General features: G+C 69.9%; 11 protein-coding genes. 4 read left to right on the forward strand and 7 right to left on the reverse strand.

The features are described from left to right. Positions 1–5: 5 nt before the first annotated feature. From C3E87_RS13005 to C3E87_RS13015, 3 genes are all read left to right on the forward strand, one after another. A complete protein-coding gene (locus C3E87_RS13005; RefSeq protein ID WP_076063610.1) occupies positions 6–980 on the forward strand; it encodes an aldo/keto reductase in 975 nt (324 codons plus the stop codon). Beyond that, a complete protein-coding gene (locus C3E87_RS13010) occupies positions 977–2,221 on the forward strand; it encodes a hypothetical protein (protein ID WP_076063613.1) in 1,245 nt (414 codons plus the stop codon). Before C3E87_RS13005 ends, C3E87_RS13010 begins: the two co-directional genes overlap by 4 nt. A gap of 69 nt (positions 2,222–2,290) precedes the next feature. Then, on the forward strand, positions 2,291–3,277 hold the full coding sequence (locus C3E87_RS13015; RefSeq protein ID WP_076063615.1) for an aldo/keto reductase: 987 nt from the start codon (positions 2,291–2,293) through the stop codon (positions 3,275–3,277). A gap of 13 nt (positions 3,278–3,290) precedes the next feature. Here C3E87_RS13015 and C3E87_RS13020 read toward each other — a convergent pair whose 3' ends face one another. Genes C3E87_RS13020 through C3E87_RS13035 form a run of 4 tightly spaced genes read right to left on the reverse strand, consistent with a single transcriptional unit; the run spans position 3,291 to position 9,523 of the window. Further along, the gene (locus C3E87_RS13020; RefSeq protein ID WP_076063617.1) at positions 3,291–4,361 is read right to left on the reverse strand and encodes an ABC transporter ATP-binding protein; all 1,071 of its coding nucleotides are present in this window, start codon (positions 4,359–4,361) and stop codon (positions 3,291–3,293) included. Next, on the reverse strand, positions 4,358–5,893 hold the full coding sequence (locus C3E87_RS13025; protein WP_076063620.1) for an iron ABC transporter permease: 1,536 nt from the start codon (positions 5,891–5,893) through the stop codon (positions 4,358–4,360). The genes C3E87_RS13020 and C3E87_RS13025 overlap by 4 nt, the downstream gene beginning before the upstream one ends. After that, complete coding sequence (locus tag C3E87_RS13030) at positions 5,877–6,914, reverse strand: extracellular solute-binding protein (protein ID WP_076063623.1); 1,038 nt, start codon at positions 6,912–6,914, stop codon at positions 5,877–5,879. The genes C3E87_RS13025 and C3E87_RS13030 overlap by 17 nt, the downstream gene beginning before the upstream one ends. Continuing rightward, positions 6,911–9,523, reverse strand: coding sequence for an AMP-binding protein (locus C3E87_RS13035; protein ID WP_083665661.1), 2,613 nt, complete (start codon positions 9,521–9,523; stop codon positions 6,911–6,913). The genes C3E87_RS13030 and C3E87_RS13035 overlap by 4 nt, the downstream gene beginning before the upstream one ends. A gap of 61 nt (positions 9,524–9,584) precedes the next feature. Here C3E87_RS13035 and C3E87_RS13040 point away from each other — a divergent pair, with 61 nt between their 5' ends. Next, on the forward strand, positions 9,585–10,100 hold the full coding sequence (locus tag C3E87_RS13040; RefSeq protein WP_076063625.1) for a 4'-phosphopantetheinyl transferase superfamily protein: 516 nt from the start codon (positions 9,585–9,587) through the stop codon (positions 10,098–10,100). A 108-nt stretch (positions 10,101–10,208) separates the two neighbouring features. Here C3E87_RS13040 and C3E87_RS13045 read toward each other — a convergent pair whose 3' ends face one another. The 3 genes from C3E87_RS13045 to C3E87_RS13055 form a co-directional block, all read right to left on the reverse strand. Continuing rightward, a complete protein-coding gene (locus tag C3E87_RS13045; protein WP_083665662.1) occupies positions 10,209–11,894 on the reverse strand; it encodes an Ig-like domain-containing protein in 1,686 nt (561 codons plus the stop codon). Between the two features lie 120 nt (positions 11,895–12,014). After that, the gene (locus C3E87_RS13050) at positions 12,015–12,944 is read right to left on the reverse strand and encodes a carbohydrate ABC transporter permease (protein WP_076063630.1); all 930 of its coding nucleotides are present in this window, start codon (positions 12,942–12,944) and stop codon (positions 12,015–12,017) included. Then, entirely contained in the window at positions 12,941–14,050 is a 1,110-nt protein-coding gene (locus C3E87_RS13055) for a carbohydrate ABC transporter permease (RefSeq protein ID WP_083665663.1), read from the reverse strand. The genes C3E87_RS13050 and C3E87_RS13055 overlap by 4 nt, the downstream gene beginning before the upstream one ends. Positions 14,051–14,164 lie beyond the last annotated feature (114 nt).

Consider the following 14,164-nt stretch of genomic DNA (forward strand, 5'->3'; position numbering starts at 1 on the left):
CACCCATGCACACCACGCACCTCGGCCGCTCCGGTCTCCAGGTCTCACGTCTCGTCCTCGGCACCATGAACTTCGGGCCTCACACGTCCGAGGAGGACGCGCACGCCATCATGGACCGCGCTCTCGACGCAGGCATCAACTTCTTCGACACCGCCAACGGCTACGGCGGCAAGGGTCACCGCGGACGCACCGAGGAGATCGTCGGGCGCTGGTTCAAGAAGTCCGGCCGCCGCGACGAGGTGATCCTCGCCACCAAGTGCTACGGCTCCACCCTGGACGAGGACCGGCCCAACTTCTCCAAGCTCTCGGCGGTGAACGTCCGGCGTTCGGCGATCGCGTCGCTCCAGCGCCTGCAGACGGACCACATCGACCTCTACCAGATGCACCACGTGGACCGCGCCACGTCCTGGGAGGAGATCTGGCAGTCCATGGACCGTCTGGTGGCAGCGGGCGACATCGTCTACGTCGGGTCCTCGAACTTCGCCGGCTGGCACATCGCGGCCGCGGTCGAGGCCGCGAAGGCGCGCCACAGCCTGGGCCTGGTGAGCGAGCAGTCCCTCTACAACCTGGCCGCGCGCACCGTCGAGCTCGAGGTGTTGCCCGCCGCCCGGCACTACGGTCTGGGCGTCATCCCGTGGTCGCCGCTCGGGGGCGGCCTGCTGGGCGGTGTCCTGCAGAAGATCGAATCCGGCCGCCGCGCCGACGACCAGATGCTGCGGCGCGTCGCGGAGATGCGCGAACAACTGGAGGCGTGGGAGTCGTTCTGCCGCGAACTGGGCGAGCAGCCCGCCGACGTGGCCCTCGCGTGGCTGCTGCACCAGGACGGCGTCACGGGCCCGATCATCGGCCCCCGCACCATGGAACAGCTCGACGGCGCGCTCCACGCCCTGGAGATCAGCCTGGATGAGTCGGCCCTGGCACGCCTTGACGAGATCTTCCCCGGCCCCGGCGGACCGGCACCGGAGGCCTACGCCTGGTGACCGGTCGGGAAGAGGAGAGCGCCCGGCTGCAGGACCCCCCGCGGTCTGAGGAGGTGTTCCAGGTCCTTGCCCAGCGCTACCACGTGGCGCCCATGCCGGTGCTCGAGGCACGCGACCTGGTGGACACCAGCCACCCCCTCGGAGAACCCAAACGGTTCCTGCGGGTCCAGCTGCCACCGGACATGACCTACCGCACCGGCGACCACCTCGCGATCCTCCCCCGCAACCCCGAGGCCCTGGTCAGGCGCGTGGCCGCCCGCCTCGGCCTGGAGCTGACGCACACCGTCACGCTGGAGAAGGGGCGACGGGGGCTCCCCGTCGGCGTCCCGCTGACGGTGCACCAACTCCTCACCGAATTTGTCGAGCTGCGCTTCCCACCCAGCGCCATCAGCGTCGCGAAGCTCGCCGACCACGCGTCAGACGACGGGGAGCGGCACCGGCTCGCTGCTCTCGCGGCCCTGGGCCGCGAGGAGTTCCGCGAGCAGGTCACCGAGCGGGAGCGGACCGTCCTGGACCTCCTCGAGGAGTTCCCCTCATGCGCCCTCACCCTCGACGGGTACCTGGACCTCGTGCGCCCCATCCGGCTCCGCAGCTACTCGATCTCCAGCTCTCCCCTGGACCGGCCGCACGAGGCTGAACTGCTGGTCTCCTTCCTGGACGAACCGCATCGCGCGGGCCTCGGCACCTACACCGGGGTGGCCTCCGCCTTCCTCTGGGGCGTGGAGGCCGGCGACGTGCTCCACGCCAGGACGGTCTCCTGCCAGGAGGCCTTCCGGCTGCCCGACGACCCGTCGGTCCCCGTCATCCTGATCAGCGCCGGCACCGGGCTGGCCCCGTTCCGCGCCGCCATCGCGGATCGCCGGCATGCCCCGGGCGGCACCCTGCTGTGTTACTTCGGCTGCCGGCACCCGGACGTCGATTTCCTCCACCGCGAGGAGTTGGAGGCGGCTGACGCGGCCGGTGTGATCAGCCTGCGTCCCGTCTTCTCCCGCGCGGCCGAGGACGGCGTGCGGTACGTCCAGCACCGGATCGCGCGCGAGGGCGACGAGGTGTGGCGGCTGCTCGAGCAGGGCGCGCACGTGCGGGTCTGCGGCGACGGCCGATACATGGCCCCCGACGTGCGCGCCGGCTTCCGGCAGCTGTTCCGGGACCACACCGACGGGTCCGAGGAGGACGCCGAGGCGTGGCTGCACGAGTTGATGATCAGCGGCCGCTACGTCGAGGACGTCTGGGCCGGCTGAGGAGGTCTCCGCGGTCAGCGAAGGGCGGCCACGTCGGCGCCCCGTCGGCGGCTGTGCCAAGGTGGAGGCATGCAGAAGTCAACATTGGGTAAGACCGGCCGCGACATCGGTGTCGTCGGCCAGGGGTGCTGGCAGTTCGGTGGCGACTGGGGCGACGTCGGCGACGACGCGGCCATGGCCGTCCTCCACACGGCGGCCGACGAGGGCGTCACCTTCTTCGATACCGCCGACGTCTACGGCGACGGCCACAGCGAGGAACTCGTCGGCCGGTTCCTGAAGGAGCGCACCGACGACTCGATCATGGTCGCGACGAAGTTCGGCCGCCGCGCCGATCCGCACGTACCCGAGTCGTTCACCCGAGAGAACCTGCGCGCCTGGAACGACCGCTCCCGGGCACTCCTCGGGCTGGACACCATCGACCTTGTGCAGCTGCACTGCCCCCCGACGCCCGTCTATTCCGACGACCGGGTCTTCGACGTGCTCGACGAGATGGTCGAGGAGGGGCGGATCCGCAATTACGGCGTGTCCGTCGAAACGGTCGACGAGGCGATGACGGCCCTCACCCGCCCAGGCGTGGCGAGCATCCAGATCATCCTCAACGTCTTCCGCCGCAAGCCACTGGAGAAGGTCCTGCCCGCGGCGATGGAGGCCGGCGTCGGCATCATCGCCAGGGTCCCGCTCGCCAGCGGCCTGCTGACCGGCAGGTTCACCGAATCCACCACCTTCGCGCCGCAGGACCACCGGACGTACAACCGGCACGGCGAATCCTTCGACCAGGGCGAGACGTTCAGCGGCGTGCCCTACGACGTCGGGGTCGCGGCCGCCCGCGAGTTCGTGTCGCTCGTGCCGCAGGGCGTCACCCCGGCCCAGTTCGCGCTCCGCTGGATCATCGACCAGCCCGGCGTCTCCGTCGTGATTCCCGGCGCCAGCCGGCCGGACCAGGCGAAGGCCAATGCCGCCGCCGGCTCCCTGCTGCCCCTGACCCGGGAACAGCTCGACGCCTGCGAACGGATCTACGACGAGTACATCAGGAGCCACGTCCACGACCGCTGGTGACGGCGTGCACGCCTCAGTGCTTGAACACCCGCACCGGCCCGACCACCCGCAGGCCAACGCGCGCACCCAGCACCGGGGTCTCGTTCCCGTGCACGCGCGCCCGGACCGACATGGGCCCGCCGGCCCAGCCCTGCACGTCGCCAGCGACATCGAGGTCGACGACCGCGTCGTGGCCGAAGAAGCGCACGGTGGTGACGACGCCGGTGACCGCTCCCTGCTCGGGGGGCGTGAGCCGGATCTGTTCCGGCCGCAGCAGCACGTCGACGGGTCCGCGCGGCACGAACCCGACCACCGAGAGCATTCCCAGGCCTGAACGCACCTCTGGGCCGACGCCCTCACCGCGCACCATGACGGCGTCGCCCATGAATGACGCCACCTGGGGGTCGATCGGCTCGCCGTAGACGATGCGGGGGGCTGCCACCTGGAGCACATGGCCCCCGCGGAGCACCGCCACCTCGTCTGCGAAGGACAGCGCCTCCCCCTGGTCATGGGTGACGAGGATGACCGTGGCGCCGGCGGCACGGAGGGCGCGCGCGGTCGCTTCCCGCGTCGCGTGCCGCAGGGTGGTGTCGAGGGAGGAGAACGGCTCGTCGAGCAGCACGACGCTGGGCTGCGGCGCCAGCGCCCTGGCCAACGCGACGCGTTGCTGCTGTCCACCCGAAAGCTGCGCGGGGTAACGGCCGGCGATTTCCGGCGGCAGTTCCACGAGCTCCAGGAGTTCGGCGACCCGCTCCCGGTTGGCCCGCTCGCGGCCCCGGAGGCCGGCACGGGGCAGGCCGAAGGCGACGTTTCCCGCCACGCTGAGGTGCGGGAACAGCGCCCCCTCCTGACGGACGTAGCCGACGCCGCGTCGCTCGGGTGCCACCCAGGTGCGCGGTCCGGCGACGACGCGGCCACCGACTGAGATCTCCCCCGCCGTCGGCCGGAGGAAGCCGGCGATGGCGCGCAGCAGCGTCGTCTTGCCGGAGCCGGAGTCGCCGAGGATCGCGGTGGTCGCGCCTTCCTTGACGCGCAGGCTCACCCCGTGGAGGATCTCGCTGGCCCCGTAGCCGGCGCGCAGTTCGCGCACGAGCACCTCGCTCATTTCGTGGCCCTTCTGTCGTGGGTGATCTGGCGCCGCAGCACGACCGTCAGCGGCACCGACAGCACGATCATCACCGCCGCGTACGGCGCGGCGGCCGCATAGTCGAGTTCGTCGCTGGCCGCCCAGAACGACAGCGCCAGCGTGTCGGCGCCGGTGGGGGCGAGGAGCAGCGTCGCGGTGAGTTCGGTGGAGATCGCCAACGCCACCAGCACGAAACCGGCCAACACCGACGGTGCCGCCAGGGGCAGCACCACCCGCCGGAAAACGCCCGCCCCGCCCTGGCCCAGCGAGCGCGCGGCCTCCGCCAGTTCCGGTGGGGCCGCCGCCAGCCCGGAGCGGAGGGAGACCATCGCGCGGGGCAGGAAGAGCACCGCGTAGGCCACCACCACCAGGGCCACGGTCTGGTAGAGCCCGGGCGCCCAGGTCACGGCGAGACCGACGAGCGCCAGCGCCACGACGACGCCGGGCAGCGCGCTACCGACGAAGGTGGCGCGCTCGAGGAGTGTGGCGACCCAGCCGCCGCCCCTGCTGAGGAGCAGCGCTCCGGGGAGAGCCACCACCACGGCCGTGAGGCCACCCAGGACGGCCAGCCCCAGCGTCGACGCGGTGACGCGGAGGAGGTCGTCGGCCACGGCCCCGGACTGGCTGGTTCCGGTGAAGAGCCACCGCAGCACCAGCACGACCGGTACCGCCGTGGAGAGTGCGGTCAGGAGCGTGAGCCCGGCGAGCGCCGGCCACGTCCACCTGCCCAGCGGCACCCGCGACGGCGGCCGCATGCTACCCGCCCCGATCCTGGCGACGCGACGCGACCCGCGGCCGACGACCTCGAGCGTCAGGAGGCCGAGGCAGAGCAGGAGGAGGACGGAGGCCAGGAGCGAGCCCTGGGCGTCGCTGAAGCCGACGGCGTACTGCTGCAGGATCGCCGTGGTGAAGGTCTGGTAACGCATCATGGCCAGCACGCCGTATTCGGCGAGGAGGTGGAGGGCCACCAGCAGGGCCCCGCCGCTCAGGGCGGGGCGGAGGCGAGGGAGGACGGCCCGGCGGAAGGCCGCGAAGGGGCCCAACCCGAGGGAGCGCGCAGCCTCCTCCTCTCCCTCGTCGAGCGCCCGCAGCAGCGCGGCCACCGGCAGGAAGACGAACGGGAAGTACGCCAGCGTCGTGACCAGCGCGGCACCGCCCAGGCCGACGAGGGCCGGCTGCCAGGAGATCCAGGCGTAGCTGGCCACGAAGGCGGGCACGGCGAGGGGCGCCAGCATCAGGGCGCGCCAGACGCCGGCGCCGGGGAGGTCGGTGCGCTCCACCAGCCAGGCCGCCCCGGTGCCGATCACGACCGCGAGCGGCAGGGTGATGGCCATGAGAGCGGCCGTGTTGGTCAGCAGCATCCCGATCCGCGGCCGGAAGAGGTAGGCGGTCGCCTCCGACCAGCCCACCCCGAACCCACTGGCCACCGTCACGACGATGGGAAGCAGGACGACCGCCGCGACGAGGGCGGCGGCCACCTGGAGCCAGGGGCGGCTAGAGGATGCCGGCATCAGTCATCAGCTTGGTGACCTCATCCGAGTTCAACGTGAACGGGTCCACGGGCGGATTGTCCAGGCTCTCCAGCGGCGGGAGCGCAGGGTCCGAGGCGACGCCCACGCCCACCGCGTACTCCATCGACTTGGAGTCGACGAGCACCTTCTGGCCCTCGGGCGAGGTGATGTAGGCCAGGAACTGTTGGGCCTGCTCGGCCTTGTCGCTGCTGGCGAGCACGCCGCCGGCCGACAGGGAGACGAAGGCGCCCGGGTCCTGGTTGCCGAAGTAGTGCAGCTGGGTGTTGCCCGAGCCCTCCTTGTTGCCGGCCTGGTCGCGGTACCAGTAGTAGTGGTACATCACGCCCACCGGCACCTCGCCCGCGTTGACGGCCTTCATCGTGGCGATGTTGTTCTGGTAGGCGTTGGCACCCCTCTGCAGGGCGACGAGCCAGGCGGCGGTCTCCTCCTCGCCGCGGTCGGCGAGCATGCCCGCGACGATGGCCTGGAAGTCGGCCCCGCCGGGCGCGCAGCCCCAGCGGCCGTCCCAGACGGGATCCGCCAGGTCCATCATAGATTTCGGCAGCTCCGCCTCGCTGATCTCGGAGGTGTTCCAGCACAGCACCGTCGAGCGGGCGGCGATCGCGATCCAGTCGGTGCTGGACGGCGCCATGGTGCTCGGCACCTGCTCCAGCGTGGTGGCGACGACGGGCGCGAGGAGACCGGCGCGCTGCACCACCGTCATGGCCGGGGAGTTCTCCGTGAGGAACACGTCGGCGGGGCTGCGGTCCCCCTCCTGCACGATCTGGTGGCCCATGGACGAATCGGAGCCTCGACGCACCTGCGTCTTCACCCCGGTGGCCGCCGTGAAGGCCTCGGCCCACGCGGCCGTCACGTTTTCGTGCTGCGAGGAGTAGATGAGGAGCGCCTCGGGGTCTGCGACGAACTCCTCACCGCCGTCGTCGCGGCTGCACGCTGCAACTGCGATCGGGGTGAGGGCGAACGCGGTGAGGAGGAGGCGTCGGCTGAGATGGGGGGTCACGAGGTGGTCCTCTCGGGGGTGGGGGAAGTACGGCGGAGGGGGACGAGGAGGTCTTGGAGGCGGGCAATGGGCGTGGCGGTGACGCGCCAGATCAGCACGCCCACGACGAGGGCGGCGACGGTGCGCACCAACCCGTGGTCGGTGAGGGTCCGCGAGACCAAGGTCAGGACGTGGAACTGGATGAGGTAGATGTGCAGGCTGGCGGCGGCCAGCACCGTGACGACGGGGACGACCAGCCGGGGCAGCGGGACGCTGCGCACCAGGGCCAGGGCGATGATGCCGCCCGCGATCACCAGGTTGCGCGCGGTGTCGTCCGGGAAGTAGCCGAGGGTGCCCAGGAGCGCCATCGCCAGCGTCAGTTCCGTGCGCCGGCGGGTGCGGGCGACGGCCAGCGCCATCCCGGCGGCGAACAGCCAGAAGACGGTGGGCAGCACGCCACGCATCGGGCCGTCGTGCTCGAAGCTGAGGATGATGAAGCGCGCCACCAGCCCGACGAGGAGAAGCCCCATCGCCACCCGCCACGGGTCGTCGGTCCAGCGCCGGGCGATGGCCGGCCACGACAGCAGTGCGGTCACCACCAGCACCGCCAACACCAGGACGTCGACGAACCACAACTCGTTGCGGCCGCCGGTGGAGATGTTGCCGGTGGCCCAGTTCACCAGGAAGACGTTGCCCCAGCCGTAGCGGCCGTAGGCCATGCCGATGAGGGCGGTGACGACGGTGGGCACTGCCACGCCGATGACCAGCCTGGCGCCGGCGCGCCAGCGGGCGACGGCCCCGGCTGCCGACAGGCCGAACATCGCGGTGCTGTAACCGGCGACGGCCATGAGGGTGTGGGCACCGCCGAGGAGCCGGAACAGCTCGGCGTGCGAGCCGCAGATGATGATGGCCGCCACGGCCCTGAGGACCACCGACATCTCGACGCGCTGCCAGCGACGGTCCGGCGCGGGCCGGACGTCGTCCGGGGCGGCGGAGTCGACGAGGCTGCGCACGGGGCGGTGGTGCCAGTCCGCGGGCAGGTCGCCGAGCAGCGAACTGAGCCGGGCAGAGGCCTGCACGTGGGTGAGGGAGTCGCCCCCCAGCGCGACGAAGGACCGGTCCAGGTCGACGTCGGGCAGGCCCAGCACGTCGCGCAACACCCCGGCGACACGGACGGCGACACCGGGGGCGTCGATCCGCTGCCGCGAATCCGCGCACTCCTCCGGGTCGGTGGCCCGGACGAGGGCGTCGCAGCCGGCGCGGTCCACCTTGCCGTTGGTCAGGCGGGCCAGCGGGAGGACGCCCACCCGAATGTGGCCCACCCCGACGCCGGCGGCGTGGCCGGCGAGGCGACGGACCCGGCTGGCCGTGTCGCCCGCGACCTCCCCGGGCACGGGTTCGACGGCGACACGCAGGCCGGTGTCGTCCCCGGTGACGCACACCACCAGGCCGTCGTGCTCGAGGGTGGCCTCGACGCGGGCCAGGTCGATGCGCAGCCCCAGCACCTTCACGAACCCGGAGCGCCGCCCGACGATGCGCAGCAGGCCGCCGTCGAGCACGCCGAGGTCGCCCGTCCGCAGCTCGGTGACCATGCGGCCGAGGGCGAGGTCGTCGGGGTGTTGCGCGTAGCCGAGCATCACGCCCGGCCCGGTCACGACGATCTCGCCGCTGGCGCCGTCAGATTCGGGGACCGCACGGTCGAGCCGCACCTCGGTGCCGGGGACAGGCCGGCCCACGGTGCCCGGCGATTTCGCCGTGGCGTCAGGCGACTGGATGGCGATGCGCGCGGTGGCCTCGCTCTGGCCGTACATGACGGCGACCCCCCAGCCGTGGCGCGCCCCCAGCTGTGCGGTGCGTCGCACCCGGTCCTCCCCCATGCGGCCGCCGGCCTGCGTGATGAGCCGGAGCGACGGGTGCGGGCGCTCGAGGACCGCGGTGGTCTCCATGAGTTCCACCATGTGGGGGACGACGGCCAGCGTAGAGACGCCGGCGTCGACGGCCGCCCAGAAGTCGTCGTCGAGCACGGAGCCGCGGGTCAGGGCGACCGACGCCCCGACGGCGAGGTGGCTGTGCAGGACGGACAGCCCGAAGCAGTAGTGCAGCGGGAGGCTCGTCGCACCGCGGTCGTGCGCCGTGAGGCCGAGCGCCGCCGCGATGGCGTGGGCGTTGGAGGTGAGGTTGGCGTGCGAGAGCCGCACGAGCTTGGGGGAACCGGTGCTGCCGGAGGTGCTCAGCAGCAGCGCGAGATCCGGGTGGAGGAGGTGCCGCGGCTCCGGATCCTCGTGGAGGAACTCGATGTCGCCGTCAGCCAAGTGCAGGTCGGCCGGCCAGGCCCGGCGCACGGCCTCTGCGGCGTGGCCCTCGGGCAGGAGCAGCACCACATGGTTGGCCTCGAGCAGGGCCAGGTAGCCGACGATGTCGTCGACGGTGGGGCGCAGGTGGACGTGGGCGAGACGCCGGTCGCCGGTCCGGAGGCGCGCCGCGAGTTCATCCACCCGCCGACGCAGCGTCGCGTGGTCGACGACTTCCCCGTCGCCGGCGATGAGCGCCGGGGCCGTGCCGGAGACGCGCTCGATCGCCGGGAGAGGGCTCAGGCCCCGACCCTTGGTCAGCGTCCACGCTTCTTGCACGGGGTTAGGGTAACCTCAGCAAAATCTAATTGACAAGACGAGGCTATCGAAATTGGCTGCGGTGGACATCTGGTGGGACGACCTCCGCTCTGCGGACGTGGGTCGGGCAGCGGCCCTCCCGGACGCCGAGCGCGCCCGCCTCGAGGAACTGGACGAGCCCGCGGACAGGGGCCGGCGCCTGCTGGGTGCACTGCTGCTCCAGGAGGCGCTGCGGACCACGCGCGGCCTGCCGCCGGGGGCAACCGTGGAGCTCGACAGGACGTGTGAGACCTGCGGCGGTCCCCATGGGCGGCCGAGAGCCGCCGACGGCATGGGACCCTACCTCTCCGTCAGCCACTCGGGGCTCCTCGTCGCGGTCGCCGCCAGCTACCAGGCTGCTGTCGGCGTCGACGTGCAGCGCACAGCGGCTGCCGGGAAGACGTGGGACTGGGTGGTGGCGGAGGCGCGGTTCAAGGCGGGCCTTCCCGAGGGGGCGGGCGTCGTGCTGCGGCTCGATCCCCCGCTCGCCGGCTACACGGCTGCCCTTGCGGTCGCGGCGGACGAGGCGCAGGTCGTCCAGCACCGGCCCTGGCCGTGAGCACCGCCGCGGAGCCCGCCGCGGAGCCCGCCGCGGGTGGGGCGCAAACGAGAAGGGTTGGCGGCAGGTCACCGGTGACCTGCCGCCAACCCCTCGATTCCAGGGGAGCTACTCCTGGATGTTCCGCATCGTCTCCCCTGCCGCATGGATCAGTTCAGCGGCCTGGGCTTCGGTCAACTTGTTGTTGGTGAGTGCATCGACCTGATTGATGAAGGCGGTCAACATCTCGCCGGCCTGCTCCGCGTCTCCCTGGGCGATGAACTTCGCAGCGTTGTCGAGCTTCACCGTCAGGGCATGGGCATTGCCCTTGTTGAGATCGGCGTCGGCCACCAGGTCCTTCAGGTCCGCGATGCGGTTCCTGTACTCGACGCTCACGGTGGCGACGGCCTTCTCGACGACGCCGTCGATGGTCCCTTCGACTGTGAAGACACCGGGCCCGTCGTTGCCGTAGCTGGAGGGGTCGATGGCGTCCCAGACGACGGAACGCTCCTCCGCGACGACACCGGTGGCGTTGTAGTTGACGTCCACCGTCACCGTCGCAGGCAGCACCGGCGCGACGCCGGAGACCGTGTCGACCGTCACCGCCTCGATGCCCCGGATCCTGCTGATGCCGAAGAACCAGTCGAACACGGTGCCGCGGTCCTCGTGCGTGAATTCGTTGTAGGCGACCAACCATGAGGAGTGCCCACTGAACGTCCAGCCGTTGTAGGGGTACTCGTGGAGGGTCACCTCGGGCAGGATCGTCAGCTCGTAGTCCGTCAGGAGGTGTCCGACGGCGTTGAAGCGGTTGATCACGCCGTTGTAGGCGAAGTCAGCCATGTCCACCCACTCCCAGAGCGGCATGTGGGACACCGCGTCGGCGAATTCCGGGGTGCCGGGTCCGGTACCTGCGCCGTACACCGCAGCCGCGACGTACTCGGGGTAGGCCCGCACGAACGCCCAAGTGGAGGAGGAACCCATGGAATACCCGGTCATGTAGATGCGGTTCGGATCCACCTTCCCCTCGGCGATCCACTCATCGATGACTTCCTTGACGGCTGCGACGTCGGTGCCACCGAAGCCGGCGGTGCGGGGCACGAGAACATGGGCGGGAAACTCCGTCCGGTTCTCGGGATTGGCCCACACCGTTCCACCGTTACTGAATCTGGCAGGCGTGTAATTGTCATTTCCCTGCCCACCACCGTGGAAGTAGACGACCAGCGGAAGGGGGCCTTCCGCTTCCTCGTTGAGGAAGTAGGCGTAGTCCAGCCCGTCGTCGCTGGTGGCGTACTGGTACAGGTCCAGCACCGGGCTGACGACACCGACCTGCTCGAACGCCTCGGGGACGAGCGTGGCTCCGTCCACGTAGGCGATGGCTTCACCCTGGTACGTGACCGTGTACGACGCGTCGAGCGTGTACCCGTTGTCGATCGTGGTTCCACCGTCACCCCATCCGACGTGGGGGAAATCCAGCACGATGTACTGTCCGGAATCGGACGGCTGGCCCCAGTCGTTGACCTGGCTGGTGTAGACGCCCGCCACCTCGCGGGGGCCGTCGTAGATGACAACCTCCGGGTCCACCTTCCGGGTGGAGACCACATGGACATCGAAGTCATCGGCGGACAACGAGGAACCGTCCACCGGCTTGCCGGCGTCGATGATGACAGCAGCGACGCGCTCCTCGAAAGCGAAGTTCTCATTCCTGAGGATGAAGGGCAGGGCAGAGCCCTCTTCTCCCGCGGCGGAAAGTACGGACAGGTTGACGAACAGTAATGCACCAATCAGGGACAACATGCCCAGTCTTTTCTTTGACATGTTCAAGCAACTCCTTCTCAATGATGTGTTTTTCGGTAACCAATTGGACGAGCACTCTTCACGAGATATCGATAGATCACCTCACTCGGATGGATGGGTCCCAGGTTCTCGGCGGGCCGGTCAGCCCTTGACGGCACCGGCCATGACGCCCGAGACCAGGTGTCTGCCGGCCAGGGCAAAGACGATGAGCAGCGGTGCAGCGACCAGGAACACGCCGGACATGACCAGACCTGTGTCCGTCGTGAACGCACCACGCAGCTGCGGGATGACGAGCGGCATCGTGAGCTTCGAGCGCATCACGATGGCAGGCCAGAAGAAGCTGTTCCAGGAGCCCACGAACGTGAACAACCCCAGCGTCGCCGCCGCCGGACGCGCGGCGGGCATGGCGATCGACCAGAACGTGCGGAACATCGACGCGCCGTCGACACGAGCCGCCTCGACGAGTTCGAACGGCAGCGCCTCCTGCAGATACTGCGTCATCCAGAACACGCCGAATGCGCTGACCAGAACGGGGACCGTCAGTGCGATGAGCGAGTCGATCCACCCGAACTCGTTCATCATGATGAACATGGGCACGGTGCCGATCTGGGAGGGGATCGCCAAGGTGGCGATCACGGTGACGTAGAGCGCCTGCCGGCCCCGGAACGTCAGCTTCGAGAAGGCGAACCCGGCGAGCGTCGAGAAGAACACCGTCGACAACGTCACCGACACCGCGACGAGTACGGAGTTGGCGAAGGCCATCCAGAAGCTGAACTGGGAAGCGCTGAAGACCTCGCCGAAGTTGTCCAGGAGCGTGAGGGTGGGCAGCCACTTCGGGAGCTTGCCGACTGCCCGCGAGATCTCCTGGGTGGTCGACGAGCCGTACATCGCGGAGGCGTACAGCGGGAAGACGGACACGACGAGCACGATCGTCAGCAGCCCGTAGGTGATCCAGCCCGGGCCACGGCCGGACGAGGTGTGCGCCGGGACGGGCCGGCCCTTCGCGGCACGCTTGCGGGCGTACCTGGCGGCGCCGCGCCCCGCGGTGTTCTCAATGAAGGCCGTGCTCATCGGTCCCCTCGTTCCATGGTGTCGATTTCGGCGGGTGCAACCACGCCCATCCCCAGGGCATTGCCCTGCGACGCGGCCGCTTCGGCGCGGAGCCGGGCCACCACTGCCTTGTGCTGGGCCCTCGACGCGCGACCGACCGTCGCCTTCGATGAGGAGATGGAACGGGTGAAGAGGAAGTTGATGAGGGAGACGATGGCGATGATGAAGGCGAAGATCCAGCCGACGGCCGCCGCCTGACCCAGCCGGTCCTGCCAGTCGCCGAAACCCAGGTTGAAGAGGTAGAGCACGATGGTGGTCCACTGGTTGTCGGCACCACCCTGGCCGCCGCCGGTACCGGAACCATCGAACATGCGGGCTTCGTCGAAGATCTGGAGGCCGCCGATGGTCATGGTGAGGATGACGAAGATCATCGTGGGACGGATGCCGGGGATGGTGACGGAGAAGAACTGGCGGAAGCGGCTCGCGCCGTCGACCGTTGCCGCCTCGTACAATTCGCGCGGCACCGCCTGCATGGCGGCCAGGAAGATGAGGGCGTTGTAGCCGGTCCAGCGGAAGACCACCATCGAGCCGATGGCGATGTGCGACAGCAGCCGGTCCTGGAAGAACGGGGAGTTCAGGTCAGTGAACAGCCCCAGGTCCTGCAGGTTGGGCACGAGGAGGCCGAACTGCCCGAAAACCTGTCCGAAGATCATCGCCGTGGCGACCGGCATCACGACGAAGGGCACGAGCACGCTCATGCGCCAGAAGGTCCGGGCGCGCAGGTTCTGATCGAGGACCACCGCGATGAGCAGGGCGAGCACCAGTTGCGGGATCCCGCCCCACAGGAAGATGGAGAACGTGTTCTCCAGCGACCGCCAGAACAGGGGTTGCTGCAGCACCCACGTGAAGTTGTCGATGCCGACGAAATCACCCATACCGGCGCGACGATGCCAGTCGTGGAGGGCGACGACGATGTTGAAGAAGAGCGGGAACACCCCGAAGATCGCAAAGAGGATGAAAAAGGGGGAAACGTAGAGGTAGGGCGCAACCTTGAAGTCCCAGCGGGAAAGTTGCTGTCCCCACCCCACGCGTCTGATGACCCGCGCTGAAGCAGGAGTGGATGCCATTGTTGAGGGCCTTTCAAACAAGTGATGGTCCAAGGTGCCGCCAGCCGGGCCGGAGCTCGCGCGGAGTCCCGGCCCGATCGCACGGCCCTCGGACCTGAGTCCGCAGGGCCGCGT

This window comes from Tessaracoccus sp. ZS01 (genome assembly GCF_022342445.1).
Classification (GTDB): Bacteria; Actinomycetota; Actinomycetes; order Propionibacteriales; family Propionibacteriaceae; genus Arachnia.